The 25,584-nt window shown below is 67.7% G+C and carries 23 protein-coding genes; 9 read left to right on the plus strand and 14 right to left on the minus strand.

Annotated features, from left to right (window positions below):
- Positions 1-130: 130 nt before the first annotated feature.
- The 5 genes from gcvT to gcvH all read right to left on the minus strand — a co-directional run bounded on the left by gcvT (position 131) and on the right by gcvH (position 7,432).
- Positions 131-1,255, minus strand: a complete 1,125-nt coding sequence (gene gcvT / locus ACIGFL_RS05195) for a glycine cleavage system aminomethyltransferase GcvT (protein ID WP_397496348.1) — start codon at positions 1,253-1,255, stop codon at positions 131-133.
- A gap of 106 nt (positions 1,256-1,361) precedes the next feature.
- Positions 1,362-2,738, minus strand: coding sequence for an L-serine ammonia-lyase (locus tag ACIGFL_RS05200; RefSeq protein ID WP_397496349.1), 1,377 nt, complete (start codon positions 2,736-2,738; stop codon positions 1,362-1,364).
- 65 nt (positions 2,739-2,803) lie between these two features.
- Complete coding sequence (gene glyA, locus ACIGFL_RS05205) at positions 2,804-4,057, minus strand: serine hydroxymethyltransferase (protein WP_397496350.1); 1,254 nt, start codon at positions 4,055-4,057, stop codon at positions 2,804-2,806.
- Between the two features lie 129 nt (positions 4,058-4,186).
- A complete protein-coding gene (gene gcvP / locus ACIGFL_RS05210; RefSeq protein ID WP_397496351.1) occupies positions 4,187-7,039 on the minus strand; it encodes an aminomethyl-transferring glycine dehydrogenase in 2,853 nt (950 codons plus the stop codon).
- Positions 7,040-7,048: 9 nt separating this feature from the next.
- A complete protein-coding gene (gene gcvH, locus ACIGFL_RS05215) occupies positions 7,049-7,432 on the minus strand; it encodes a glycine cleavage system protein GcvH (RefSeq protein ID WP_003245719.1) in 384 nt (127 codons plus the stop codon).
- Between the two features lie 361 nt (positions 7,433-7,793).
- Here gcvH and sodC point away from each other — a divergent pair, with 361 nt between their 5' ends.
- Positions 7,794-8,345: a superoxide dismutase [Cu-Zn] SodC gene (gene sodC / locus ACIGFL_RS05220; RefSeq protein WP_397496352.1), complete on the plus strand. Its 552-nt coding sequence runs from the start codon at positions 7,794-7,796 to the stop codon at positions 8,343-8,345.
- A 245-nt stretch (positions 8,346-8,590) separates the two neighbouring features.
- On the opposite strand, the gene ACIGFL_RS05225 is transcribed toward sodC, so the two are convergent.
- Positions 8,591-10,111, minus strand: coding sequence for a sigma-54-dependent transcriptional regulator (locus tag ACIGFL_RS05225; RefSeq protein ID WP_397496353.1), 1,521 nt, complete (start codon positions 10,109-10,111; stop codon positions 8,591-8,593).
- A 73-nt stretch (positions 10,112-10,184) separates the two neighbouring features.
- On the opposite strand from ACIGFL_RS05225, the gene ACIGFL_RS05230 reads away from it, so the two are divergent.
- From ACIGFL_RS05230 to ACIGFL_RS05250, 5 genes are all read left to right on the plus strand, one after another.
- Entirely contained in the window at positions 10,185-10,382 is a 198-nt protein-coding gene (locus ACIGFL_RS05230) for a hypothetical protein (RefSeq protein WP_397496354.1), read from the plus strand.
- A 530-nt stretch (positions 10,383-10,912) separates the two neighbouring features.
- Positions 10,913-11,113 (plus strand): agmatine deiminase family protein, encoded by a 201-nt coding sequence (locus ACIGFL_RS05235; protein ID WP_397496355.1) that lies wholly within the window; start codon positions 10,913-10,915, stop codon positions 11,111-11,113.
- A 634-nt stretch (positions 11,114-11,747) separates the two neighbouring features.
- Positions 11,748-15,785, plus strand: a complete 4,038-nt coding sequence (gene hrpA, locus ACIGFL_RS05240; RefSeq protein ID WP_397496356.1) for an ATP-dependent RNA helicase HrpA — start codon at positions 11,748-11,750, stop codon at positions 15,783-15,785.
- Positions 15,786-15,832: 47 nt separating this feature from the next.
- The gene (locus ACIGFL_RS05245; RefSeq protein WP_397496357.1) at positions 15,833-16,366 is read left to right on the plus strand and encodes a DUF3087 domain-containing protein; all 534 of its coding nucleotides are present in this window, start codon (positions 15,833-15,835) and stop codon (positions 16,364-16,366) included.
- Positions 16,367-16,592: 226 nt separating this feature from the next.
- Entirely contained in the window at positions 16,593-17,333 is a 741-nt protein-coding gene (locus tag ACIGFL_RS05250; RefSeq protein ID WP_021444437.1) for an ABC transporter substrate-binding protein, read from the plus strand.
- Between the two features lie 89 nt (positions 17,334-17,422).
- On the opposite strand, the gene ACIGFL_RS05255 is transcribed toward ACIGFL_RS05250, so the two are convergent.
- Positions 17,423-17,650 carry a DUF2798 domain-containing protein gene (locus tag ACIGFL_RS05255; protein ID WP_021444438.1) on the minus strand — a complete coding sequence of 76 codons (228 nt, stop codon included), beginning with the start codon at positions 17,648-17,650 and terminating at the stop codon, positions 17,423-17,425.
- A gap of 62 nt (positions 17,651-17,712) precedes the next feature.
- A complete protein-coding gene (locus tag ACIGFL_RS05260; protein ID WP_397496358.1) occupies positions 17,713-18,210 on the minus strand; it encodes a DUF2938 domain-containing protein in 498 nt (165 codons plus the stop codon).
- A gap of 82 nt (positions 18,211-18,292) precedes the next feature.
- Between ACIGFL_RS05260 and ACIGFL_RS05265 the strand changes: the two genes are divergently transcribed.
- Positions 18,293-18,712 carry a helix-turn-helix domain-containing protein gene (locus tag ACIGFL_RS05265; protein WP_021444440.1) on the plus strand — a complete coding sequence of 140 codons (420 nt, stop codon included), beginning with the start codon at positions 18,293-18,295 and terminating at the stop codon, positions 18,710-18,712.
- A gap of 66 nt (positions 18,713-18,778) precedes the next feature.
- Here the strand turns inward: ACIGFL_RS05265 and ACIGFL_RS05270 are convergent, their stop codons facing one another.
- The 4 genes from ACIGFL_RS05270 to ACIGFL_RS05285 form a co-directional block, all read right to left on the minus strand.
- Positions 18,779-19,246 (minus strand): hypothetical protein, encoded by a 468-nt coding sequence (locus ACIGFL_RS05270; RefSeq protein ID WP_397496359.1) that lies wholly within the window; start codon positions 19,244-19,246, stop codon positions 18,779-18,781.
- A 177-nt stretch (positions 19,247-19,423) separates the two neighbouring features.
- Positions 19,424-19,981, minus strand: a complete 558-nt coding sequence (locus tag ACIGFL_RS05275; RefSeq protein WP_397496360.1) for a hypothetical protein — start codon at positions 19,979-19,981, stop codon at positions 19,424-19,426.
- A 66-nt stretch (positions 19,982-20,047) separates the two neighbouring features.
- Positions 20,048-21,265 carry an MFS transporter gene (locus tag ACIGFL_RS05280; RefSeq protein ID WP_397496361.1) on the minus strand — a complete coding sequence of 406 codons (1,218 nt, stop codon included), beginning with the start codon at positions 21,263-21,265 and terminating at the stop codon, positions 20,048-20,050.
- A gap of 111 nt (positions 21,266-21,376) precedes the next feature.
- A complete protein-coding gene (locus ACIGFL_RS05285) occupies positions 21,377-22,081 on the minus strand; it encodes a glutathione S-transferase N-terminal domain-containing protein (protein WP_021441944.1) in 705 nt (234 codons plus the stop codon).
- 297 nt (positions 22,082-22,378) lie between these two features.
- Between ACIGFL_RS05285 and ACIGFL_RS05290 the strand changes: the two genes are divergently transcribed.
- Complete coding sequence (locus tag ACIGFL_RS05290; protein WP_021441945.1) at positions 22,379-22,816, plus strand: HIT family protein; 438 nt, start codon at positions 22,379-22,381, stop codon at positions 22,814-22,816.
- A 43-nt stretch (positions 22,817-22,859) separates the two neighbouring features.
- On the opposite strand, the gene ACIGFL_RS05295 is transcribed toward ACIGFL_RS05290, so the two are convergent.
- Both ACIGFL_RS05295 and ACIGFL_RS05300 read right to left on the minus strand, forming a co-directional pair.
- Positions 22,860-23,420: a nucleoside deaminase gene (locus tag ACIGFL_RS05295; RefSeq protein WP_397496362.1), complete on the minus strand. Its 561-nt coding sequence runs from the start codon at positions 23,418-23,420 to the stop codon at positions 22,860-22,862.
- Between the two features lie 233 nt (positions 23,421-23,653).
- On the minus strand, positions 23,654-24,541 hold the full coding sequence (locus tag ACIGFL_RS05300) for a LysR family transcriptional regulator (RefSeq protein ID WP_397496363.1): 888 nt from the start codon (positions 24,539-24,541) through the stop codon (positions 23,654-23,656).
- Positions 24,542-24,741: 200 nt separating this feature from the next.
- Between ACIGFL_RS05300 and ACIGFL_RS05305 the strand changes: the two genes are divergently transcribed.
- Entirely contained in the window at positions 24,742-25,569 is an 828-nt protein-coding gene (locus ACIGFL_RS05305) for a MaoC family dehydratase N-terminal domain-containing protein (protein ID WP_397496364.1), read from the plus strand.
- The last annotated feature ends 15 nt before the right edge of the window (positions 25,570-25,584 follow it).

Consider the following 25,584-nt stretch of genomic DNA (forward strand, 5'->3'; position numbering starts at 1 on the left):
GCCGGCAGCCGGCAGCCGGCAGCGCGGGATCGATGGCAACAACGAGGTAGCCCGCAATGCAGCCGGGCGACGAGAGCTGGCGCAGGGTGGATGAACACAGCGTCATCCTCATCCACCCTGCGCCTGACGCTTAACCGCGGTAGTAGCGCTGCGGCACGAACGGCGTCTTGGCCACCTTCATCGCCACGCGCTTGCCGCGCACGACGGCCCAGACTTCGCTGTCCGCGGCGGCGTGGCTGGCCTTGAGGTAGCCCATGGCCACCGGCGCGCCGAGGCTCGGGCCGAAGCCGCCGCTGCACACCCGGCCGATCACCTGGCCGTCGCCGTCGACGATCTCGGCGCCTTCGCGCACCGGCACGCGCTCCTGCGGCAGCAGGCCGACGCGCTTTTCCGCCACGCCGTCGCGCTGCTGTTGGAAGATGCGTCCGGCGCCGGGGAAGTTGCCGGCGCGCTCGCCGCCTTCGCGGCGCACCTTGGAGATGGCCCACAGCAGGCTGGCTTCGATCGGCGTGGTGGCGCTGCTCATGTCGTGGCCGTACAGGCACAGGCCGGCTTCCAGGCGCAGCGAGTCACGCGCGCCGAGGCCGATGGCCTCGACTTCCGCTTCGGCCAGCAGGCTGCGCGCCAGGGCTTCGGCCTGCTCCACCGGCACCGAGATCTCGAAACCGTCTTCGCCGGTGTAGCCGCTGCGGCTGACGATGCATTCGCTGCCCAGCAGGCGCACGCGGGCGACCTGCATGAAGGTCATCTTGCTCACTTCGGGCGCCAGACGGGCCAGCACCTCGACGGCCTTGGGGCCTTGCAGGGCGAGCAGGGCGCGTTCCTCGAACAGGCACTCGATCTGGCACTGCTCGCCGATGTGCTGCTTGAGGTGGGCCAGGTCCTGCTCCTTGCAGGCGGCGTTGACCACCAGGTACAGGGTGTCGTCGCCGAGGTTGGCGACCATCAGGTCGTCGAGGATGCCGCCGTTCTCGTCGGTGAACATGGCGTAGCGCTGCAGGCCCACCGGCAGGTCGATGATGTCCACCGGCACCAGGGATTCCAGGGCGCGCGCGGCGTGCTCGCCGCGCAGGAGGATCTGGCCCATGTGCGAGACGTCGAACAGGCCGGCGGCGTCGCGGCAGTGCAGGTGTTCCTTCATCACGCCCAGCGGGTACTGCACGGGCATTTCAAAGCCGGCGAAGGGCACCATGCGCGCGCCGAGTTCCAGGTGCAGGGCATGTAGCGGGGTTTTGGCGAGGGTCTCAGAGGTCATTTCGATTTCCTGTAAGGTGCGCCGCGCGCACCGGGTCGTGAGCAATGCGTGTGTCGGATGGGATCATTGCTGCGCGCAGCCTGGGTGGCCCCGCACACCCGACGAATCAGCATTCGATGATATTGACGGCCAGACCGCCGCGAGCGGTTTCCTTGTACTTGCTCTTCATGTCGGCGCCGGTCTGGCGCATGGTGCGGATCACCTTGTCCAGCGAGACGAAGTGCTGGCCGTCGCCGCGCAGGGCCATGCGCGCGGCGTTGATCGCCTTGACCGAGCCCATGGCGTTGCGCTCGATGCAGGGCACCTGGACCAGGCCGCCGATGGGATCGCAGGTCAGGCCGAGGTTGTGCTCCATGCCGATCTCGGCGGCGTTCTCCACCTGGTTGACGCTGCCGCCGAGCACTTCGCACAGGGCGCCGGCGGCCATCGAGCAGGCCACGCCGACCTCGCCCTGGCAGCCGACTTCGGCGCCGGAAATCGAGGCGTTTTCCTTGTAGAGGATGCCGATGGCGGCGGCGGTGAGCAGGAAGCGCACCACGCCGTCCTCGTTGGCGCCGGGCACGAAGCGGGCGTAGTAGTGCAGCACCGCCGGCACTATGCCGGCCGCGCCGTTGGTGGGGGCGGTGACCACGCGGCCGCCGCTGGCGTTTTCCTCGTTCACCGCCAGGGCGTAGAGGTTGACCCAGTCGAGCACGCTGAGGGTGTCGCGCAGACAGGCTTCGGGGTGTTCGCTGAGCTGGCGGTGCAGCGCGGCGGCGCGACGCTTGACCTTGAGCCCACCGGGCATGATGCCCTCGTTGCGGCAGCCGGCGGTGACGCAGTCCTGCATCACCTGCCAGATATTCAGCAGGCCGGCGCGGGTCTCCGCCTCCGGGCGCCAGGCCGCCTCGTTGGCCAGCATCAGCTGGCTGATCGACAGCTTGTGTTCGGCGCACAGCGCCAGCAGCTGCTTGCCGGTGGTAAAGGGATACTGCAGGGCGGTGCTGTCCTCGACGATGCGGTCGGCGCCGGCGGCCTGTTCGTCGACCACGAAGCCGCCGCCCACCGAGTAGTACTCGCGGGCGCGCAGCTGCAGGCCGGCGGCGTCGAAGGCGCGGAAGATCATGCCGTTGGGGTGGAAGTCCAGCGGCTTGCGGATCATCGCCAGGTGCTGCTTCTCGACGAAGGCGATGGTCTTTTCGCCGAGTAGGTTGATCTGCCCGGCGCTGCGGATGGCGGCCAGGCGCTCGGCGATGCGGCTGGTGTCGACCGTGTCGGGCTGCTCGCCCTCCAGGCCGAGCAGCACCGCCTTGTCGCTGCCGTGGCCCTTGCCGGTGGCGCCGAGCGAGCCGTACAGCTCCACCTTGACCGAGTCGGTGGCGGCCAGCAGGCCGTCGCGCTTGAGCCCCTCGACGAAGCGCGCGGCGGCGCGCATGGGGCCGACGGTATGCGAGCTGGACGGCCCGATACCTATCTTGAACAGATCGAAAACGCTCAGTGACATGTCGTACTCCTGGCGGCGCCGGTTGGCCCCTCCCCAGAGAGAGGGGAGGGCCGGCGTCCGCCTTATCAGTCAGCGTAGACCGGGAAGGTGGCGCAGAGGTCGGCGACCTGACCACGGACACGCGCGATCACCGCCGGGTTGTCCAGCTCGTCGAGGATGTCGCAGATCCAGCCGGCCAGGGTGCGGCATTCGCCTTCCTTGAAGCCGCGGGTGGTCACCGCCGGGGTGCCGATACGGATGCCCGAGGTGACGAAGGGGCTCTGCGGGTCGTTCGGCACGGCATTCTTGTTCACCGTGATGTGGGCTGCGCCCAGCGCCGCGTCGGCCGCCTTGCCGGTCAGGCCCTGCTTGACCAGGCTGATCAGCATCAGGTGGTTGTCGGTACCGCCGGAAACCACGTCATAGCCGCGCTCGACGAACACTTCGGCCATGGCGCGGGCGTTGTCGATCACCTGCTGCTGGTAGGCCTTGAAGCCCGGCTCCAGCGCCTCCTTGAAGCACACCGCCTTGGCCGCGATGACGTGCATCAGCGGGCCGCCCTGGGCACCGGGGAACACGGCGGAGTTGAGCTTCTTCTCGATCTCTTCGTTGCCCCGCGCCAGGATCAGGCCGCCACGCGGACCGCGCAGGGTCTTGTGCGTGGTGGTGGTGACCACGTCGGCGAACGGCACCGGGTTGGGGTACAGACCGGCGGCCACGAGTCCCGCCACATGGGCCATATCGACGAACAGCAGAGCGCCCACCTTGTCGGCGATGGCGCGGAAACGCGGGAAGTCCAGCACGCGCGAGTAGGCCGAGAAACCGGCGACGATCATCTTCGGCTTGTGCTCGATGGCCAGGCGCTCGACTTCGTCGTAATCGATCAGGCCGTTCTCGTCGATGCCGTACTGCACCGCGTTGTACAGCTTGCCCGAGGACGACACCTTGGCGCCGTGGGTCAGGTGGCCGCCATGGGCCAGGCTCATGCCGAGAATGGTATCGCCGGCATTGAGCAGCGCCAGGTACACGGCGCTGTTGGCCGAGGAGCCCGAGTGCGGCTGCACGTTGGCGTAGTCGGCGCCGAACAGCTGCTTGGCGCGCTCGATGGCCAGTGCCTCGACCTTGTCCACATGCTCGCAGCCACCGTAGTAGCGCTTGCCCGGATAGCCTTCGGCGTACTTGTTGGTCAGGCCGCTGCCTTGCGCCTGCATCACGCGCTGGCTGCAGTAGTTCTCCGAGGCGATCAGCTCGATATGGTCTTCCTGGCGCTGTTCTTCGGCCTGGATCGCCGCGAGCAGGGCATCGTCATAGCCCTGCAGTTGGTCGTGCTTGCTGAACATGGTGAGGCCCTCTTTATCGTTTTTCTCGGGATGCAGTCGGCCCGCCCCGGTGAGGGGAGCCGAATAGAAACTGGGTAGAGCGATGAACCTTCCCTCTCCCGCAGGCGGGAGAGGGAAGGTTATGGGCGCTTACGCGTCCTGATACGCCTCGATGGACGGGCAGGCGCAGACCAGGTTGCGGTCGCCGTAGACGTTGTCCACGCGGCCAACCGGCGGCCAGTACTTGGCCTCGATCAGGCTCGCCAGCGGGTACACGGCCTGCTCGCGGCTGTAGGCGTGGTGCCAGTCGCCGACCAGTTCCAGGGCGGTGTGCGGGGCGTTCTTCAGCGGGTTGTCGTCCTTGTCCAGACGGCCCTGCTCGACCGCGCGAATTTCCTCGCGGATGGCGATCATGGCGTCGCAGAAGCGATCCAGCTCTTCCTTGGACTCGCTCTCGGTCGGCTCGATCATCAGGGTGCCGGCCACCGGGAAGGACATGGTCGGGGCGTGGAAGCCGAAGTCGATCAGGCGCTTGGCCACGTCGTCGACGCTGATGCCGCTGCTGTCCTTGAGCGGACGGATGTCGAGGATGCACTCGTGCGCCACCAGGCCGCCTTCGCCGGAGTACAGCACCGGGTAGTGCTCTTCCAGACGACGGGCAATGTAGTTGGCGTTGAGAATGGCCATCTGCGACGCGCGCTTGAGGCCGTTGCCGCCCATCATGGTGATGTACATCCAGGTGATCGGCAGGATGCTGGCGCTGCCGAACGGCGCGGCGCTCACTGCACCTTCCTTGCGTGCCATGTGGCCATGGCCCGGCAGGAACGGCGCCAGGTGCGACTTGACGCCAATCGGGCCGACGCCCGGGCCGCCGCCGCCGTGCGGGATGCAGAAGGTCTTGTGCAGGTTCAGGTGCGAGACGTCGCCGCCGAACTGGCCCGGGGCGCAAAGGCCGACCATGGCGTTCATGTTGGCGCCGTCGATGTAAACCTGGCCGCCGTTGTCGTGGATGATCTGGCAGATCTCGCGGATGCCTTCCTCGAACACACCGTGGGTGGACGGGTAGGTGATCATGATCGCCGCCAGGCGATCCTTGTGCTCTTCGGCCTTGGCCTTCAGATCGGCGATGTCGACGTTGCCGCGCGCATCACAGGCGGTCACCACCACGCGCATGCCGGCCATGGAGGCGGTCGCCGGGTTGGTGCCGTGGGCCGATTGCGGGATCAGGCAGATGTCGCGCTGATCGTCGCCACGGCTGAGGTGGTAGGCGCGGATGGCCAAGAGACCCGCGTACTCGCCCTGGGAGCCGGCGTTGGGCTGCAGCGACACGGCGTCGTAGCCGGTAGCGGCGCAGAGCATGGCTTCCAGTTCGTTGGTCAGCTGGGTATAGCCGGCGGCCTGCTCGACCGGAGCGAAGGGGTGCAGGTTGCCGAACTCCGGCCAGGTCACCGGGATCATCTCGCTGGCGGCGTTGAGCTTCATGGTGCAGGAGCCCAGCGGGATCATGCTGCGATCCAGGGCCAGGTCCTTGTCAGCCAGCTTGCGCAGGTAGCGCATCAGCTCGGTTTCGCTGTGGTAGCGGTTGAACACCTCGTGCTGCAGGATGGCCGATTGGCGCAGCAGGCCTTCTGGCAGGCGGCTGGCGATCTGTGCGGCCAGGTCGGCGACAGCAGGGGTGGCCTGATCGCCGGCGAACAGTGCCAGCAGCGCCTCGACGGCGGCCTGGTCGGTGGTTTCGTCCAGCGACAGACCCAGACGCTCGGCGTCGATCTCGCGCAGGTTGATGCCGGCGGCACGGGCCTTGGCATGCAGCTCAGCGGTCTTGGCGCCGGTCTTGATGCTCAGGGTGTCGAAGAAGTGCTGCTGCTCGACGCCGTGGCCCAGCTTGGTCAGGCCCAGGGCGAGGATGGCGGTGAAGCTGTGTACGCGCTGAGCGATCTCGCTCAGGCCTTTCGGGCCGTGGTACACGGCGTACATGCTGGCGATGTTGGCCAGCAGCACCTGGGCGGTACAGATGTTACTGGTGGCCTTCTCGCGGCGGATGTGCTGCTCGCGGGTCTGCATGGCCAGGCGCAGGGCCGGCTTGCCGAAGCGGTCCACCGACATGCCGACCAGGCGGCCCGGCATGTCGCGCTTGAACGCGTCGCGGGTGGCGAAGTAGGCAGCGTGCGGGCCACCGAAGCCCAGCGGCACACCGAAGCGCTGGGCGCTGCCCAGGGCGACGTCGGCGCCGAACTCGCCCGGCGGGGTGAGCAGGGTCAGGGCCAGCAGGTCGGCGGCCACGGCCACCAGGGCGCCCGCAGCGTGGAAGCGCTCGACCAGGGCGCGGTAGTCGAAGATGTCGCCATTGCTCGCCGGGTACTGCAGCAGCGCGCCGAAGTAGGCGCTGGCATCGGTGATGGCGGCTTCGTCGCCGACTTCAACTTCGATGCCCAGCGGCTCGGCACGGGTGCGCAGCACGTCGAGGGTCTGCGGGTGGCAGTGCTGGGAGGCGAAGAAGGTGTTGCTAGCCTTGTTCTTCGACAGACGCTTGCAGAAGGTCATGGCCTCGGCGGCGGCGGTGGCCTCGTCGAGCAAGGAGGCGTTGGCGATCTGCATGCCGGTGAGGTCGCTGATCAGGGTCTGGAAGTTCAGCAGCGCTTCCAGGCGGCCCTGGGAAATCTCCGGCTGGTACGGGGTGTAGGCGGTGTACCAGGCCGGGTTTTCCAGCAGGTTGCGCAGGATCGGGCTCGGCGTGTGGGTGCCGTAGTAGCCCTGGCCGATGTAGTTCTTGAACTGCTGGTTCTTCGCGGCGATGGCCTTGATCTTGGCCAGGGCGTCGGCTTCCGACAGGCCCGGCTGCTCGCCGAGGATGCTGGTGCCCTTGATGCTCTCGGGGATCACGGCACCGGTCAGTGCGTCCACCGAGTCGTAGCCGAGCAGTTCGAGCATGGCGGCGGTGTCGGCATCGCGCGGGCCGATGTGGCGGGCGATGAATTCGTTCTGGGTATCGAGCTTGGTCATGGCGGTCACTCAGGCGTCGGCATTGGCGTTCAACAGACGATCATAGCCGGCCTTGTCCAGCAGGTCGGCGAGCACGGCGTTGTCGGCCAGGCGCATGCGGAAGAACCAGGCCTTGTCCAGCGGCGACTCGTTGACCAGCTCCGGGCTGCCTTCCAGGTCGGCGTTGATTTCGACGATCTCGCCGTCCAGCGGCATGACGATGTTGCTGGCAGCCTTGACCGACTCCAGCACCGCCACCTCTTCGCCCTGGGCGTAGGCCTTCACTTCCGGCAGCTGTACGTACACCACGTCGCCGAGCGCGTCCTGGGCGTAATGGGTGATGCCGACGGTCACCAGACCATCGTTGTCCAGACGCAGCCATTCGTGATCGGCGGTGAAACGCAACTCGCTCATGTCAACTCCTCAAGGGGCAAGGGTGCCCGCTTCTAGGCGGCGGGCATAAGGGGCGCCCACGCTCTGGCGGGCAAGATTGGGTAAACCCTTAGCAATGCTGGTGCCAATATAAAAATATTCAATAAAAACAAATACTTAAGTGTATTTATGAGGCTTGTATACAGTCCAGTGGAACGATATCGCTACGAATGTGCGTGTCGTTTCTGGAAAAGTCGAGGTCGCACCAGTCGCGGCGCGGCGTTCGGCGGGCTGTTGCTGAACCGTTACGGAGGAACGATATCGATACGGTGCGTTGGTGGAACCAGTCGTACGGACCAGCGGTCGGTTACAGGGCTACTTAAGGCAAAGGAGAGCAACTGCCATGAAACCCCTGATTCCACTGGTATTGGCCCTGGGCGGCGCAGTCGCCGCGCAGGCCAGCGACACCGTCACCGTAGTCATGGAGCAGGCGACCGAGACGGGCCCCGGCGCCTCGCTGGGCACCGTGGCCATCAGGCAGTCCGCCTACGGCCTGGTGTTCACCCCGCAGCTCAAGGGGCTGGAGCCGGGCATCCATGGTTTTCACGTGCATATGCTGGCCAACTGCAACGCGGTCGAGGTGGATGGCAAGCTGACCCCGGCCGCGGCGGCCGGTGGTCACTGGGACCCGAAAAATACCGGCCGCCACGGTTTCCCCTGGGAGGACGACGCCCACCTCGGCGATCTGCCCGCGCTCCACGTGGCGGCCGACGGCAGCGCCAGTCAACCGGCATTGGCGCCACGCTTGAAGCGCCTGGATGAACTGCACAACCGCGCCCTGATGATCCACGCCGGCGCCGACAACCATTCCGACCATCCGCAGTCCCTGGGGGGTGGCGGTGCGCGGGTCGCCTGCGGGGTGATCAAGGTACCGACCAGTTCCGAGCCGATATAACCCGCCGCGGCCTATCGCGGCAGCCCGAGGTATCGGGGGAACGGGGGCGGGCCGCGCAGGTTAGCGGCGCCAAGCTCCGAGCGTTCTGACACCTCGCTCGTGGCGCGCCGCGTAACCCTCCAGGCGATCTTTCGGCGTGGCGCCAGTGGTGGGTTACGGCGCGGCAGAAATTGCGGGGGCATCAGTACGAAGACAGGCGCCTAAGCCACCCTACAGGGTGCGCGGTTCGCTTATTGACCCTGGTCTCAGTGCTTGTCCGGTATTCCGTACTTGCGCAGGCGTTTGGCGATGGCGGTATGCGAGGTGCCCAGGCGCGCGGCCAGCTGGCGGCTGGAAGGATGGCTGGCGTAGAGCTTTTCCAGCAGCGCCTTCTCGTAGTCGTCCATGGCCTGTTCCAGGCTGCCGATCTCGCCATTCAGGCGTGGCGCCACCTCGGTGCCGGCGATATCCAGATCGTCGATCTCCACCCAGTTGCTGTCGCAGATGGCGGCGGCGCGGAAGATCACGTTCTGCAGCTGGCGCACGTTGCCCGGCCAGCGATTGGCCAGCAGCGCCGGAAAAGTGGCCGGTGCCAGGCGGCAGGGCAGGCGCTGGATCTGCGCGCAGGCCTGGGCCATGAAGTGCTGGGCCAGCAGCAGGATGTCCTGGCCGCGCTCGCGCAACGGCGGCACTTCCAGATTGAGCACGTTGAGGCGGTAGAACAGGTCTTCGCGGAAGCTGCCCTGGGCGACCATCTGTTCCAGGTCGCGATGAGTGGCGCTGAGGATGCGCACGTTGACCCTGACCTCGCGCTCGCCGCCGACCCGGCGGAAGCTGCCATCGCTCAAAAAGCGCAGCAGCTTGGCCTGCAGGTAGGGCGACATCTCGCCGATCTCGTCGAGAAATACCGTGCCCTGGTTGGCCAGCTCCAGCAGCCCCGGCTTGCCGCCGCGCTGGGCGCCGGTAAAGGCGCCGGGGGCATAGCCGAACAGCTCGCTCTCGGCCAGGTTTTCCGGCAGCGCCGCGCAGTTCAGCGCCAGGAACGGCGCGCTGCGTCGCGCGCTGACCGCGTGGCAGGCGCGCGCCACCAGCTCCTTGCCGGTGCCGGTCTCGCCCTGGATCAGCAGCGGCGCATCCAGCGCCGCCACGCGCAGGGCGCGCGCCTTGAGGGTGCGAATCGGTGTCGAGTCGCCGAGCAGCGAATCGAAGCCATCGGTGTGATCGTGGTGCAGCGCCGCCAGGCGCTCGCCGATCCGGCTCGGCGCATAGAGCGTCAGCAGGCCGCCGGCCAGACGCCGCTCCTCGGTGATCGGCTGGGCATCGAGCAGCAGCGGCTGGCCGCCGAGGGTGACTTCGCGCAGCGGCAGACGGAACTCGGCGGCGAGCAGCGCCCGCTGCAGTTCGTCGTCGGCGAACAGCGCGGCGATGCTCTGGCCGGCCGGGGCGCTGCCGCACAGCTCGACCAGTGCCGGGTTGGCCAGCAGCACGGTGGCGCGATCATCCACCGCCAGCACCGGGTCGGGCATGGCGGCGAGCAGGGCGTCGAGCTGCAGGCGGCGGCGCTGGCCGGGGAGGATATCGACCACCTGCACGCTCTGCACGCCATGCACCTGCAACAGCGCGTCGCGCAGCTCGTCGAGCACGGCGGCGCTCAGGGTCGGTGCGTCGATATAGACGTTTGGCGGTACCATCTCCACCGCATCGAGGTTCAGATTGCGCCCGCCGAGCAGCGCCAGGACTTCCTGGGTAATGCCGACGCGGTCGATAAAGCTGACGTGGATGCGCATTGATGACGGTCGAAATGGGCGAACAGGCGGCGATTATGCCTGCTCCGCCCGGCATGAGGAAAAGGGCAACACCGTGAGCACAGAAAAACCGAGCCGTGCCGACTACCACCGTAAGCACCAGGGACGCGCCGAAGCCGAGGCCCAGCGCCTGCTGGCGCGCAAGGCCGAACTGCAAGGGCGCTGGCTGCCCTGGGTGGCGCAGGAGCTGTACCAGCTCAGCCCGCCGGAGTTCGCCAATATGGTGCGTCGCGAGTTGCAGCGTCTTTCGTAGGGTGTCGCGGGGCCGCCTAGGCCGTGCGCACCACCTCACGATCAATGGCGGGGATGCTTGGGAGGGGCTTAGTAGCGCCCCCTGACCCGGTTCCAATGCCTGCAGTTCTCGCCGGAGTCGGTGTGCATACGGCGCACCCTAGGCTGGCGCTGCTCCATAATAGCGGCAGAAGCTCCGGGTCAGTGGGTCGCCCTCGCTGTCACAGTGCACCAGCCAGGCAGTGCGGGCCGCGTACCCGCTGCGCGCGCAAGGGCTGCAGCAGCTCCCGGGTGCAGGCGGAGGAGGCCGCAGCTCGCTGACCAGGGCGCGCGCGGCCCTGGCCGGCAGCTGGTAAATGCCGGACGAAAACGAGGTGCAGGAGAGGGGCTCGCCTTCTCCGCCTCCACAGCGGTCTGGCAGGACTGGGCCGAACCATCGCCAGGTATCAACCGGTCAGCGTGCTGTGCCGGCCGGCCCAGCTGGCCCAGGCCAGGAGCAAGTGCGCCACCAGCAACATCCAGTTTCTGACCATGCCGCTGGACGACGTCTAGGTGCGCGACTATGTCGGCTGCTTCGTGGTCGACGGCCAGGGCGGCCGCGGCCTACGCAACAATCCGTGTTTTGCTCCCGGCTATATCAACTACCTGCCGATCAACGGCGCGGTGATCGCCCCGCAATTCGGCGACGCGGTGGCGGACAAGTACAGCAAGGACCTGCTCACCCGGCTGTGTTCGGGCCGCGCCATCGTCTAGGTCAATATCGACCCGATCATCGGAGGCGGGGGCATCCACTGCGTGACCAAGAACATGCCGCGCTAGTGATCCAGCCTTCTGTCTGGACTTGCCCCCGTCGATAGGGACGATCAGCCCCTCCTTAGTTTGGACTGGGACGTGAATCTGCTGGCGCCGCTGGGCATCATGCACAACGCCCTGAACCTGGGAGCGGGCGGCCTGCACAGTCTGGATGCGGCGATCCGCGCCTACCACCCTGGAGGCGGCCCGCACCTTGCGCCAGGAAGATCTCAGTGGCTCGCTGGCGGAGGGCAAGCAGGCCGACCTGCTGGTGCTGGAACGCGAGATCTTCGCGCTGCCGGTCGGCCGGTTCGGTCAGGCCAAGGTGCTTTGGACTCTGCTCGGCGGCGAAGAGCTTTATCCCGCACGGGGGCTAGACGCTGCAGCTGTAACCTGGCCGGGCACCTTGTGGCCAAGGCCGTCGAACGGCGCGATCAAGAGCCGAAGCCACAGGATCGAACTGGCGACACGGACGACCGCTCTTGCTAGTCGGACTGGCCAGGCTGCCGTTGGCGTCGACGGCGGTCGTCTTGGTCGGGGCAAATCTGCGACAATCCGCGGCTGCCTCCCAGACGACTCGCCCAGCACGGCCCCCATGACCGACGCCAGCCCCAGCTTCGACCAACTGCACAAGAACCTCGACCAGGCCCTGCAGGCCGACCGCCATCGCCTGCGCCGGCAACTGCACGAGCTGCAGAAAAAACCGGACGAGGCCAAGCTAGCGCAGTGGCTGGAGCGCTTCCAGGCGTCCTGCGCCAAGGTGCTGGCGCGCCAGCGGAGCGTGCCGCCGATGCGCTACGACGACGCGCTGCCGATTGCCGCCAAGCGCGACGAGATCAAGGCCGCGCTGGAAAAGAGCCAGGTGGTGGTGATCGCCGGCGAGACCGGCTCGGGCAAGACCACCCAGTTGCCGAAGATCTGCCTGGAGCTCGGCCGCGGCGTGCACGGCCTGATCGGTCACACCCAGCCGCGGCGCCTGGCCGCGCGCAGCGTCGCCACGCGGGTGGCCGAGGAGATCGGCACCAAGCTGGGCGAGCTGGTCGGCTACCAGGTGCGCTTCGAGGATCAGAGCACCGACAGCACGCTGATCAAGCTGATGACCGACGGCATCCTGCTGGCCGAGACCCAGCACGACCGCTTCCTGGAAAAGTACGACACCATCATCGTCGACGAGGCCCACGAGCGCAGCCTCAACATCGACTTCCTCCTCGGCTATCTGAAGACCCTGCTGCCGCGTCGGCCCGACCTCAAGCTGATCATCACCTCGGCGACCATCGACCTGGAGCGCTTCTCCAAGCATTTCAACGACGCGCCGATCATCGAGGTGTCCGGCCGCACCTACCCGGTGGACACCTGGTACCGGCCGCTGGCCGCCGAGGTGGACGAGGAGGGTGAGCGCCTGCTCGACGACCTCTCCATCGACCAGGGTATCCTCGCCGCGCTGGACGAGATCGCCGCCCATGAACGCGAGGTCGGCAAGCGTCCCGGCGACGTGCTGGTGTTCCTGCCCGGCGAGCGCGAGATCCGCGAGGCCGCCGAAGTGCTGCGCAAGGCCAACCTGCGCCACACCGAGGTGCTGCCGCTCTACGCGCGGCTGACCCCGGCCGAGCAGCAGAAGATCTTCGCGCCGATGCCGGGGCGCAAGATAGTGCTGGCCACCAACGTCGCCGAGACCTCGCTGACCGTGCCGGGCATCCGCTACGTGATCGACAGCGGCACCGCGCGTATCAGCCGCTACAGCTACCGCGCCAAGGTGCAGCGCCTGCCCATCGAGCCGGTGTCGCAGGCCAGCGCCAACCAGCGCAAGGGCCGTTGCGGGCGGGTCGAGCCGGGCATCTGCATCCGTCTGTACAGCGAGGAGGATTTTCTCGGCCGCCCGGAATTCACCGACCCGGAAATCCTCCGCACCAACCTGGCGGCGGTGATCCTGCAGATGCTGCACCTGCGCCTGGGCAGCATCGAGGACTTCCCCTTTATCGAGCCGCCAGACGGCAAGGCCATCAGCGACGGCTTCAACCTCTTGCAGGAGCTGTCGGCGGTCAATCGCGAAAGCCAGCTGACGCCCATCGGCCGCCAGCTGGCGCGCCTGCCCATCGACCCGCGCCTGGGCCGCATGGTGCTCGAAGGCGCCAGGCAGGGCAGCCTGGAGGAGATCCTCATAGTCGCAAGCGCTCTATCGGTGCAGGATCCGCGCGAGCGGCCGATGGACCGCCAGCAGGCCGCCGACCAGGCGCACGCGCAGTGGAAGGACGTGGACTCGGATTTCGCCGCGCTGATTAACCTCTGGCGCGGCTTCGAGGAGCAGCGCCAGGCGCTGGGGGCCAACCCGCTGCGCAGCTGGTGCAAGAAGAACTTCCTCAACTACATGCGCCTGCGCGAATGGCGCGATGCGCACCGCCAGCTGGTGCTGATCGTCCGCGAGCTGAAGCTCGAAGGCGAACGCGGAATCGGTCGGAGCGGCCTCAGCCGCGAACCACAGCCGGCGGACAGCAAGGCCCCGCAACCGACCAAGGACACCCGCGTCAACGCCATCGCCCGCCAGCAGGCCGAGGTCAGCGAGGCGGCGGTGCGGGCGAAGAACTACGCCGCCGTGCACAAGGCCATTCTCGCCGGCCTGCTCAGCCAGATCGGCCAGAAGACCGAGGACGGCGACTACCTCGGCGCGCGCCAGCGGCGCTTCTGGATTCACCCGTCCAGCGTGATCGGGCGCAAGAAGCCCAACTGGGTGATGGCCGCCGAGCTGGTGGAAACCACCAAGCTGTTCGCCCGCATGGTGGCCAGGATCGAGCCGGACTGGATCGAGCCGCTGGCTGGCCATCTGGTGAAGAAGAACTATCTGGAGCCGCACTGGGAGAAGAAGCGCGGCCAGGTGGTGGCCTTCGAGCAGGTCACTTTGTACGGCATGATCGTGGTCGCTCGCCGCCCGGTGCACTACGGCCCCATCGACCCGGTGGTTTCGCGCGAGCTGTTTATCCGCGAGGGCCTGGTGCGCGGCGAGATCAACAGCCGGGTGCGCTGCCTGACCGCCAACCGCCAGTTGCTCGAACGCCTCGACGAGCTGGAGGCCAAGTCGCGCCGCCGCGACATCCTCGCCGATGAAGAGACCTTGTTCGGCTACTACGACGCGCGCATCCCACAGGACATCTACCAGACCGCCAGTTTCGAGGCCTGGTACAAGAAGGGCAGCGCCGCCGACGCCGGGCTGCTGATCATGCGCGAGGAGGACGCCCTGGCCCGCGACGCCAAGGACGTCACCGCCGCGCAGTACCCGGACAATTTGCGCATCGGCGAGCTGCAACTGCCGCTGAGCTACCACTTCGAGCCCAACCATCCGCGCGACGGCGTGACCCTGCGCGTGCCGGCGCCGCTGCTGCCGCAACTGCAACCCGAGCGCCTCGAATGGCTGGTGCCGGGGCTGCTGGAAGCCAAGTGCATCGCCCTGGTGCGCGGCCTGCCCAAGGCGCTGCGCAAGAACTTCGTGCCGGTGCCGGACTTCGTCGGCGCGGCGCTGGACAAGCTGGTGTTCGGCCAGGGCTCGCTGCCGCAGGCGCTGGGTCAGGAACTGCTGCGCATGACCGGCGTGCGGGTCTCCGATGAGGCCTGGGCGGAGGCCGCCGCCGGGCTGGAAAACCACCTGAAGATGAACATCGAGGTGGTCGACGCCCATGGCAAGTTCCTCGGCGAAGGCCGCGACCTGGCCGAGCTGACCGCACGTTTCGCCGAGGCCAGCCAGGCCGCGCTGGCCATCCCGCAGCAGAGCGACAAGCCGAAAACGGTGGAGGCCAAGGCCTTCGCCGAGGTCGCCGAGAAGGCCCAGCAGAAGATCGCCGGCCTCTCCATGACCGTCTACCCGGCGCTGGTGGAGGAGGCGGGCGTGGTCAAGGAAGGGCGCTTCCCGACCCAGGCCGAGGCGGATTTTCAGCATCGCCGCGCCCTGCAACGCCTGCTGCTGCAGCAACTGGCCGAGCAGGCCAAGTTTCTGCGCGGCAAGCTGCCGGGGCTGACCGAGCTGGGCCTGCTCTACCGCGAGATCGGCCGCGTCGAGGCGCTGGTCGAAGACATCCTGCTGGCCAGCCTGGACGCCTGCATCCTCGATGGCGAAGCGACGTTGCCGCGCGACGGCGCCGCCCTGGCGCAACTGGCCGAGCGCAAGCGCGGCGACTGGACCGCCCACGCCGAACGCATCGCCCGCCAGGTGCTGGAGATCCTCAAGTTGCACCATGGCCTGCAGAAGCGCTTCAAGGGCAAGATCGACCTGGCCCAGGCCATGGCGCTCAACGACATCAAGCAGCAGCTGGCGAACCTGGTCTATGCCGGTTTCGTGCGCGAGACGCCGGGCGAGTGGCTCAAGGAAATCCCGCGTTACCTCAAGGCCATCGAACAGCGCCTGGACAAGGTCGGCGCCCAGGTGCAGCGCGACCGCGTATGGACCGGCGAGCTGAGCGGCTACTGGCAGCAGTACCAGGCGCGTGCGGCCAAGCACGCCCAGGAAGGCAAGCGCGACCCCGAGCTGACGCTGTATCGCTGGATGCTGGAGGAATACCGCGTGTCGCTGTTCGCCCAGCAGCTGGGCACCAAGATGGCGGTGTCGGACAAGCGCCTGAGCAAGCAGTGGAGTCAGGTCGAGGCCTGATGCCGAGAGGGCAGAGCCCGCCCAATCACAGTCGAGAATTGTCTGTCATGTTCGAAATCACCCCCATCAATCCCGAGCACTACCGCCAGCAGACCCGCCGCAGCACGCTGCTGATCGCGGTCATCTTCCTGACGCTGGCCATGCTCTGCGCCACCGCCAGCACCCAGCTGTTCGGCACGCCCGGCGGCGACAATTTCCGCTGGAACCTGCTCGGGGTGCTGGCCGGCCTGGGCCTGACCGTCGCCTTGGTGCGCCTGCAGCTGTGGTCGCGGCCCTTGATGGCGGCGGCGGTGTACGGCTGGCGGCTCAAGCGCAGCCTGATGCGCGTGACCAATGTCATGCACCATGTAAAAGCCGGCGTGGCCCAGGGCGACGCCAGCGCGATGAAGCTGCTGCGCTTCTATCACCTGGGTCTGACCCAGATGCACCAGCTCGACGGCAACTCCAGCGAGCTGAGCCAGATGGTGCGCGAGATCGACGCGCACCGCGAAGCCATGCAGGCGCAGGGGCTGGAACTGGAGCAGAACCGCCTCGACCCGGCCTGGCTGGAGCGGGTAAAGGGCTTTGCGGCCACGCGCTGAGGCCGCTGCGGGCTTCAGCGGCGTCAGCCGAACGCAACCTAGGCCTAGCCTGACGCGACGACGTCTCGTCGGCGTCGCCGCACGCGGTGGCCGTGGCGCTTTGCCATCCACCCGCGCTTTCCCTAGACTCGGGCGCATCGGTCCCCTGTAGTCCCGAGAGTCGCCTTTGACGCTATCTGCAGTTCGTCCCCCGCTGGCTCGCCCAGGTGCCCTGCGCCGCTTCCTGTTGCTGCTTACGCTGTTGCCGGGGCTGGCCGGGGCGAACTGCGAACTGTCGCTGCGCTGGGATCACGACCCGCCCTTCAGCATGGAGCTGGAGGACGGCTCGGTCGGCGGCATCTATATCGACCTCAATCGCGCGGTGTTCGCCCGCCTGGGCTGCCAGGCGCGCTTGGTACGCCTGCCCTGGGCCAGGGCGCTGCTGGAGCTGGAGCAGGGCCGCCTCGACGTCCTGCCCGGCGCCTTCCGCAAGCCGGAACGCGAGGCCTACGCGCACTTCTCCGGCGTCATTCTCGAGCCGTCGCGCAATATCCTCTTCCTGCGCCGCGATGCGGCGCAGCGCTGGCCGCTGGATAACCTGCTGCAACTGCGCGACACGCCGCTGCGCCTCGGCGCGCAGATCGGCGTGTCCTACGGGGCGGACTACCAGACGCTGATGGCCGACGAGGCCTTCGCCAGCCGCGTGGTGCTCAACGCCACTCGTCTGAACCTCTGGCAGATGGTCGCCCGGCGACGCATCGACGGCCTGATCGCCGACGAACATTCTGGCCGTTTCGAACTGCAGAGCCTGGGGCTGAGCGAGCATATCCGCCCGACCGCCGTGGTGGTGTCCAGCGACGCGGCGGAGGTGGCCTTCAGCAGGAAGAGCGTGCAGCCCGAGTTCGTGCAGAACTACGCCGCCGTCCTGCGCAGGCTGGTGGAGGACGGCAGCTACACCCGCATCGAACAGCGCTACCTGGGCCCCTGAGTGCGCGCGGCCATCGGCGCTGCCCTGTCGGGCATGGCCCGATAAGGGCGATCACGACATCTGGCGCCGACCCTCCCGGGCGCAACCGGCTATTTGCTGGTCACCAGCACCCTGACCAGCCTCTGGGTCAGCGGCGCCACCAGCAGCACGGTAGGGAAGGCGAACAGCCAGGCCGTCAGCCAGGCGCTCAGCCAGAGTGTTGCGAACTGCGGCGCCAGTCCTGTGGCGCGCAGGGTGGCGATGCCCGAGACCAGCAGCGACATCAGGCCGGAAAGGATCAGGGCGAACAGCAGGGGGGCGTATTTCGGCGAAATCATCGAACGTTCTCCAGTGGTGGTGCCGGCACGCAGGCTCGGCGGGGTTGGGGCGAAGGTGTGGCTCAGGCCGGTAGCGCGGCCAGCAGACTGGCGCTCAGGTACAGGCCGAGGCCGAACACGCCATGGGTGGCCAGGCTTTTCAGGCAGTTCTTCAGCGGCGTCGGCGTGTGGCGCGAAACGATGCCGGCGCCCATCGCCGGCTGGATCAGCAGCAGCGGCACGGCCACGGTGACCAGGCCCAGCGCCAGGGCCGGCAGTAGTGAGGGACGCGCAGCCCAGCCCGGACCGGTGAGAACCAGCAGCAGGACGGCGAAGACGATGCCGGTGGCGTAGTGGACGAGCCAGCCCAGCGCCAGTTCGCCGCGAACCGGCGCCGTCTTGGCGATGGCGGCGTGGCGGACCCGGCCGCGCAGCAGGTGGCCGACCCAGCGACCGACCAGGGCGAAACTCAGGGTGGCGATGCCCAGGCGCCGCAGGAGCAGCAACCAGGCGTCCATCACCAGGGTGGCGCCGGCGCCTATGGCGAATATCGGCAAGAGATCGTGCAGTAACGGGTTCATTTTGGGGCCTCACTCGGGTTGACCATTGCTGGCTTCGATGTGAGGCTACAAGTTCAAGTGAACTTGAAGTCAAGGGGTGTGCATGGATATCGCCGAAGTCGCCAGGCGTTCCGGTCTGCCAGCATCGACGCTGCGTTTCTACGAGGAAAAGGGCTTGCTGCGGGTGCTCAACCGGCAGGGCGAGCGGCGCCGTTTCGCCGCGCAGGTATTGGATCAGCTGGCGCTGATCTCCCTCGGCCAGTCCGCCGGGTTCAGCCTGGACGAGATCCGCAACATGCTGACCAGCCATGGCGAGCCGCAAATCGATCGCCAGGCGCTACTGGCCAAGGCCGACGAGATAGACGCCAGCATCAAGCGTCTGCGCGCCATGAGCCGGGGGCTGCGGCATGCCGCGGCCTGCCCGGCGCCGAGCCACGCCGAGTGCCCGACCTTCCAGCGCCTGCTCAAGGCTGCCGCCGCCGGCGCCCATGCGCGCAAGACCGGTAGGAAGAAAGCACGCTAGTGCGTTGTCTGCGCTGCGTCGCAGCCATGACCCCGGCGCGCAGGGCCTGGGCGTAGCGGGTCCAGCCTAGGCCGGCCCCCACAGGCTGATCTTGCTCGAGCCGGCGATGCTGCTGCCGTAGTTGCTGTCGGTTTTCTCCGAGTTGTTGGCAGCGGTGCCCCAGCTGCCGTGCTTGACGATGGCGAAGGCATGGCCGATGCCGGTGCCGCCGAAGTTGTTGGCTCCCGAGTTGACGGCGAAGTAGCGGCCATCCGCCAGCGTGCTGAGGCGTGGCTTGAGCGACAGCCAGGACTCGTCCAGGGCGACGTTGGCCAGCGGCAGCTGCGCGACGATGGTGGCGATGGCGTTGTCGTACTGCAGTGCGCTGGCGCTGCCCACCCAACCCCTGGCGATGAACAGGTTGACCGCCGCGTTGACGCCGATGCCGAGGGTGCGGGAGAAGGCCATGGCCACGCAGTTCTGGTGGTAGGGCAGCATGCCGCCGGCCGGCGAATGGTTGTTGAGGGCGACGTTCTGAATCAGGGCTGAAACCATCGCGGGTACCTCCTTGTAGGGGGAACGGAGACAGGGCATGGGCCCGTCATGCAGCCTAGTCGCTGTCCGCGCGTTGCTCCCGGCGTGGCGATATGCGGCAGTGCGCCTCGCCTGTCCCGTCGCTGCTGGAGCGGGGCGAGTGGTCTCCCTGCCTGGGCGGCAGTGGTTTTGGGCGCCTCAGTGCAACCTGTAGCGCGCCAGGTCGTCCCTGCTCAGCAGGCGCAACTGGCCGGGGGCGGCGCGGTAGATGTCTTCGGCCAGGCCGATATCGACGCCCATTTCGCGCAAGTAAGCGGCCGGGCTGAACGGCTGACTGCCGTGGGCGGCCTGCGCCTGGGCCGAGTCGCCGGCGGCGAAGGGCGGGCGACGCAGGGCGACGTGACCCTTGACGATCTTGCGCTTGCCGGCCGCCAGCAGGTAGACGCAACTGCCCTGGCAGACCCCACCGGACGGCACCAGCGCCTCGAAGCCGGTCTCGCGCAGCAGGCGGCCCATGCGCATCGCCTCCGGGGCGCTGCCGCCGATGCTGTCGAGCAGGACGATCTTGCGGCTGTAGCTGCCCGGATGGGCACGCAGGCCCTGCAGCAGTTTCTCGTAGTCGCCGGGGGCGATCTCTTCGGAAATCTTCGCCGCCAGCAGGCCGTCCCGCGCCGCGACCTCGACCCGGGCCTGCGCGCCGAGCGCGGCGAGGGCGAGGCTGCAGAGGAGGAGGGGGCGAAGCAGGCGCGGATTCATGGGCGACTCGATGGGCAAGGGCGGTTGGCGTTGGCGACAGAAGATACCTGCCGCTGGCGCGCCGTGCTAGCTCGCCGCCGGCTCGGCGGGCGCCGTCGCGACCCGCTGCACTTGCCAGGCCCAGGCGAACAGGCCGAGGCCGAGCACGGCGGTGGCCGCGCCGATATAGCCGGTGACCGTCCAGCCCAGGCCGGCGCCGATGGCCAGGCCGCCGAGCCAGGGGCCGAGGGCGTTGGCGATGTTGAAGGCGGCGTGGTTGGAGGCCGCGGCCAGGGTCTGCGCGCCGGTGGCCACGTCCATCAGGTGGGTCTGCAGCGCCGGGCCGAGGGCGATCATGGTGCCCAGGGCGAAGATCGCCGGGGCCACGCTCCACACCGATTGCGCTGCCAGCGGCATCAACAGCAGCACCAGCGCGCTCCACAGCAGGATCCAGGCCACCGCCTTGAAGCGCAGGCGGTCGAACAGCCAGCCGCCGGCGCTGTTGCCGACGATGCAGCCGGCGCCGAAGAGCGCCATCGCCAGCGGAATCCAGCCCGGTTGCACGCCGGTCACCTGCAGCAGGGTGGGCGCCATGTAGGCGAACACGCAGAACATCCCGGCGAAGCCGATCGAACCGATGGCCATGGCCAGCCAGATCGGCGCGCGGTTGAAGGCACGCAGCTCGCCGATCGGGCTGGAGCGTTGCTCGTTGCGATCGGTCGGCAGGAAGATCGCCACCATGGCGATGGTGGTGATGGCGATCACCCCGACCAGTGCGAAGGCATAACGCCAGCTCAGGCCCTGGCCGAGCCAGGTGGCCAGCGGGTTGCCGATCAGGATGGCGACGGTGAGACCGGCCAGCACCCGGCTCACCGCCTTGGCCCGCTTGTGCGGCGGTGCCATGTTCGCCGCCACCAGCATGGCGATGCCGAAGTAGGCGCCATGCGGCAGGCCGGCGACGAAGCGGAACAGCATCAGCGACAGGTAGTCCGGGGCCAGGGCGCTGGCGAAGTTGCCGAGGGCGAAGCAGCCCATCAGCAGCAACAGCAGGATGCGCCTGGGCAGGCGCGCACCGAGCAGTGCGAGGATCGGCGCGCCGACCACCACACCGAGGGCGTAGGCGCTGATCACGTGGCCGACCTGCGGCTCGCTGATGCCCAGGTCGGCGGCGACGTTGGGCATCAGGCCCATGATGGCGAATTCGCCGGTGCCGATGGCGAAGCCGCCGAGGGCCAGGGCGAGTTGAATGAGAAGGATCGCGCCAGGCGACAGGTTGGTCGCGGCGGTGGCGGCGTGGTCGTTCATGAATAACCTTGGGCGGGGAGGGCAAACGGCCGGCGCATTATAGGCCCCCGACAGCGCGTCGGGGGATTGGCAATGGCTCTAGATCGGCGCTTTCGTCGAACTCGGGGGGCGTCAGCCGCGCGCGGGGATGTTCAGGCCGCGCTGTACGGCGGGGCGGGCGAGGAAGGCCTCGAGCACGCGGCGCACGTTGGCGAAGCGCTCGAACTCGACCAGCTCGCCGGCCTCGTAGAAGCCCACCAGGTTGCGTATCCAGGGAAAGGTGGCGATATCGGCGATGCTGTATTCGCTGCCCATGATCCAGTCGCGGCCTTCGAGGTGCTGGTCGAGCACGCCGAGCAGGCGCTTGCTCTCCGCCACGTAGCGGTCGCGCGGACGCTTGTCCTCGTAGTCGCGGCCGGCGAAGCGGTGGAAGAAGCCGAGCTGGCCGAACATCGGGCCGACGCCGCCCATCTGCCACATCAGCCACTGGATCGCCTGATAGCGCGCACCGGCAGCCTGCGGCAGCAGCTGGCCGGTCTTCTCCGCCAGGTAGAGCAGGATGGCGCCGGACTCGAACAATGCCAGCGGCTCGCCGTTCGGGCCAACGGGGTCGAGGATGGCGGGAATCTTGTTGTTCGGGTTGAGCGAGAGAAACGCTTCGCTGAACTGGTCGTTGCTGTCGAAGCTGACCAGATGCGGCTCATAGGCCAGGCCGGTTTCCTCCAGCATGATCGACACCTTGACCCCGTTGGGCGTGGGCAGCGAGTAGAGCTGCAGGCGCTCGGGGTGCTGGGCGGGCCATTTGCGGGTGATGGGGAACTGGGCGAGGTCGGTCATGTGAACTCCATGGCGGATGGGACGGCGACGGGATGCGGGCGATCAGAACACGCAGGGTGCGGGCGAGGGAAATCGATCCTGCTGCTAATGCCCATCGACCCGGGCGATGCCGGCAGGTTCCCGATGCTCGGGCCGGGTATGGGCGCCAGCGTTGCGCCGGTCAACCGCCGGTTTCCTAAGCGCCGGCGAGGCGGGACATGGGGACGCGAGCCATACGGCGGTGAAGCGCCGGTTTCCTGGGAGCGGGCTAGGCGGTATGGTGCGAGCTTTCCTCCACCCGGCACGGAGCCCATCGGCATGAGTCTGCACGGTACCTACGATCCCCAGAACATCTTCGCCCAGATCATTCGCGGCGAAGCGCCCTGCTACAAGCTCTACGAAGACGACGAGGTGCTGGCCTTCCTCGACCTGTTCCCGCAGTCCTACGGCCACAGCCTGGTGATTCCCAAGCGCGCCGCCGCGCGCAATATCCTCGAGATCGACGAGGCCAGCCTGGCCAAGGTGATGGCCGTGGTGCAGAAGCTCACCCGCGCCCTGGTCGAGGAGCTGGAGCCGGCCGGGGTGCAGGTGGCGCAGTTCAACGGCGCGCCGGCCGGGCAGACGGTGTTCCATATCCATATGCACGTGATCCCGCGCTTCCCCGGCGAGCAACTGGGCATCCATGCGGCGAACAAGGCCGATCCGGCTGAGCTGGAAGCGCTGCAGGCACGGCTGGTCAAGCGTCTGCGGGGTTAATCGTAGGGGTGCCGCGCGCCCTGCGTCGCGACAGCGCGGCGCGTCAATCCATCTGGCCGCCGCGCCAGGCCGCGACCACTCGATTCCGCAACGCCTGCCGGTCCTGCAACTGCTCGACCGCCCGCTTGGCCAGCTCGCTCCAGTAGGGATCGACCTCGGCTTGGGCCGCCGACAGGCGCGAGGCCAGATTGGCCCAGGCCGGCGGCAGGCGCGGTGGATGGGCGGCGAAGCCGCCGTCACGGTCGCGCGCCAGGTAGCGCACGCGGCGGATGCCAGCCAGCAGGATGCGGCCATGGCACATCAGGCAGGGCTCGAGGCTGACGTAGAGGGTCAGGCCGCTGCGGTCGAGCTGCGGGTGCTCGGCTTCGAGCTGATCGAGCACCTGCATCTCGGCATGCGCGGCGCTGGCGTAATGCCCGGCGAACACCTGATTGCGGCCGCTGCACAGCAGTTCACCGGCGTCATCGACCAGCACTGCGCCGACCGCGTAACAGCCTTCTTCCAATGCCAGCAGCGCCTGCTCGCAGCACAGCCTGGCCCAGGTATCGTCGGCACGGGTAGCGGCTGGCGCCTGTTGCAGCAGGGCGAGATGCTCTGGCTTCATGGGGCTTTTCCTCGCAATTCGACGGACATTATGGCTGCCCCCAAGGTCGCTGCTGCCCTACGACCTTGGTGCAATAGGCGCCACTGCCCGCTGCGGCGACACTGCGCTCGTCCCGATCATCCTGCGTGATTTGGGTGCAAGCGTTTCCGCATTCCTTTCGAGGGATGCCTTGAATGGGCGGGCGACCTCAGGGTCGCCCTTTTTTTATCCCAGATCCGCTCGCTGATCAGGTTCTAGACGCCCTGATTCAGGCGATCGATCAGTGCCCGCACGCTGCCTGGCAGGGCATCCAGCTCGCGTACCAGCATGCTGCGCTCGCGCACCGCCCAGGCTTCGTCCAGTTGCAGGATGGCCAGTTGCATGGTGCGGCTGTGCCTCCGCGCTGCCGACTCGGGGATGATGCCGATGCCGACGCCGCCCTCGATCATTCGGCAGATCGCCTCGAAGCTCGATACCTGGATACGCAGCGCCAGCGTGCCGCCGAGTCTTTCCACCTGTTCACGCAGGAAGCTCAACAGGGTGCTGCCCTCGTGCAGGCCGATATGCTGGTAGGCGAGGGTGTCGCCGAGGTTGACCGTCTGCCGCTCGGCCAGCGGGTGGCCCAGCGGCACCGCCAGCACCAGGCGGTCGGTGCTGAAGTGCAGCACCTGCAACCCCGGCGCCTGCACGGGGCCGGCGATGATGCCGAGATCCGCCGCGCCATCCAGCACGCCACGCACGATGTCGCGGCTCAGGCGCTCCTGCAGGTCGACGGTGACGCCGGGGCGCTCGGCGAGAAAACCGGCCAGTACCTCGGGGAGGAATTCGGTCACCGCCGTGGTGTTGGCGAAGATGCGGATATGCCCGGCGGCGTCGGTGCCGTATTCGGTGAACTCGCTTTTCAGGTAGTCCACCTGGCGCATGATCAGCCGTGCATGCTGCAGCAGGCGCTGGCCGGCCGGGGTCAGCTCGACGCCGCGGCTGTCACGATAGAGCAGGCGGCTGCCGAGCTGGCTTTCCAGCGCCTTGATCCGCGCGCTGGCCGCCGCCGGCGAGAGGAAGGCCTTGCGCGCGCCCTGGGTCAGGCTGGGCGACTCGGCGATGTGGATGAATAGGCGCAGGTCGGGCAGATCGAAATGCATGGTGGCCATTTCCTGAGGTCATTCGTAGGAGCCTGCTTGCGGGCGATCACTGGCGATCTGTAAAGCATCGCCCGCAAGCGGGCTCCTACAGGATTGGCGTTAAGCATATCCGAACGCTGGTTTAAATAAATGCGGATTCTCTGAACGTAGGCGGCGTCGCATGCTCCAGCTCACACAAGAACCGAGCTGGAACCTGCCCCATGAGTGACTCTGCTTTCTCTGCCTGGATCGGCCGTAGCGAAGAGGCCCACGATCAACTCAGCCGCAACCTAGTCAAGCGCATTGCCGCCACCCTCGGCGAGGCCACGCCGGCCCATGGCGAGGCGCTGCCGCCGCTGTGGCACTGGGCCTTCTTCCAGGAGCCCATTGCCGAGAGCGGCCTGGGCGAGGACGGTCATCCGGCGCGCGGCGGCTTTCTGCCGCCGGCCGACAACCGCAATCGTATGTGGGCCGGCGGCCGCGTCGAGTTCATCCAGCCGCTGCGCGTCGGTGGCGAAGCCAGCCGGGTGTCGACCATCAAGCACATCGAGGAAAAGCACGGCCGTACCGGCGCGCTGCTGTTCGTCACTGTGCAGCACGACTACCTGCAGGACGGTGAGCTGGCCATCCGCGAGGAGCAGGACATCGTCTACCGCGAGCCCAGCCCGCCCAAGGCCAGCAGTGGCGAGCCGCTGGTGGCCGGCGATTGGCGCGAGGCGGTGACCCCCAGCAGCACCCTGCTGTTTCGTTACAGCGCGGTGACCTTCAACGGCCACCGCATCCACTACGACTGGCCCTATGTCACCGAGACCGAAGGCTACGGCGGCCTGGTGGTGCACGGCCCGCTGATCGCCACGCTCAACCTGCGCGCCTTCTGCCGTGCCAACCCGCAGGCGCGTCTGCGCCGCTTCGCCTACCGCGGCCTGCGCCCGCTGATTTCGCCGCAGCCGTTCGAGGTCGGTGGGCGTATCGGCGCGGCCGGCCAGGCCGAGCTGTGGGCGGGTGACCAGGCCGGCCTGGCGCAGCGCGCGGAAGTGCAATTCGACTGATTTCGTCTGGCCCGA

Origin of the sequence: Pseudomonas sp. NPDC077649 (assembly GCF_044542855.1) — a bacterium.
Taxonomy (GTDB): Bacteria; Pseudomonadota; Gammaproteobacteria; order Pseudomonadales; family Pseudomonadaceae; genus Aquipseudomonas.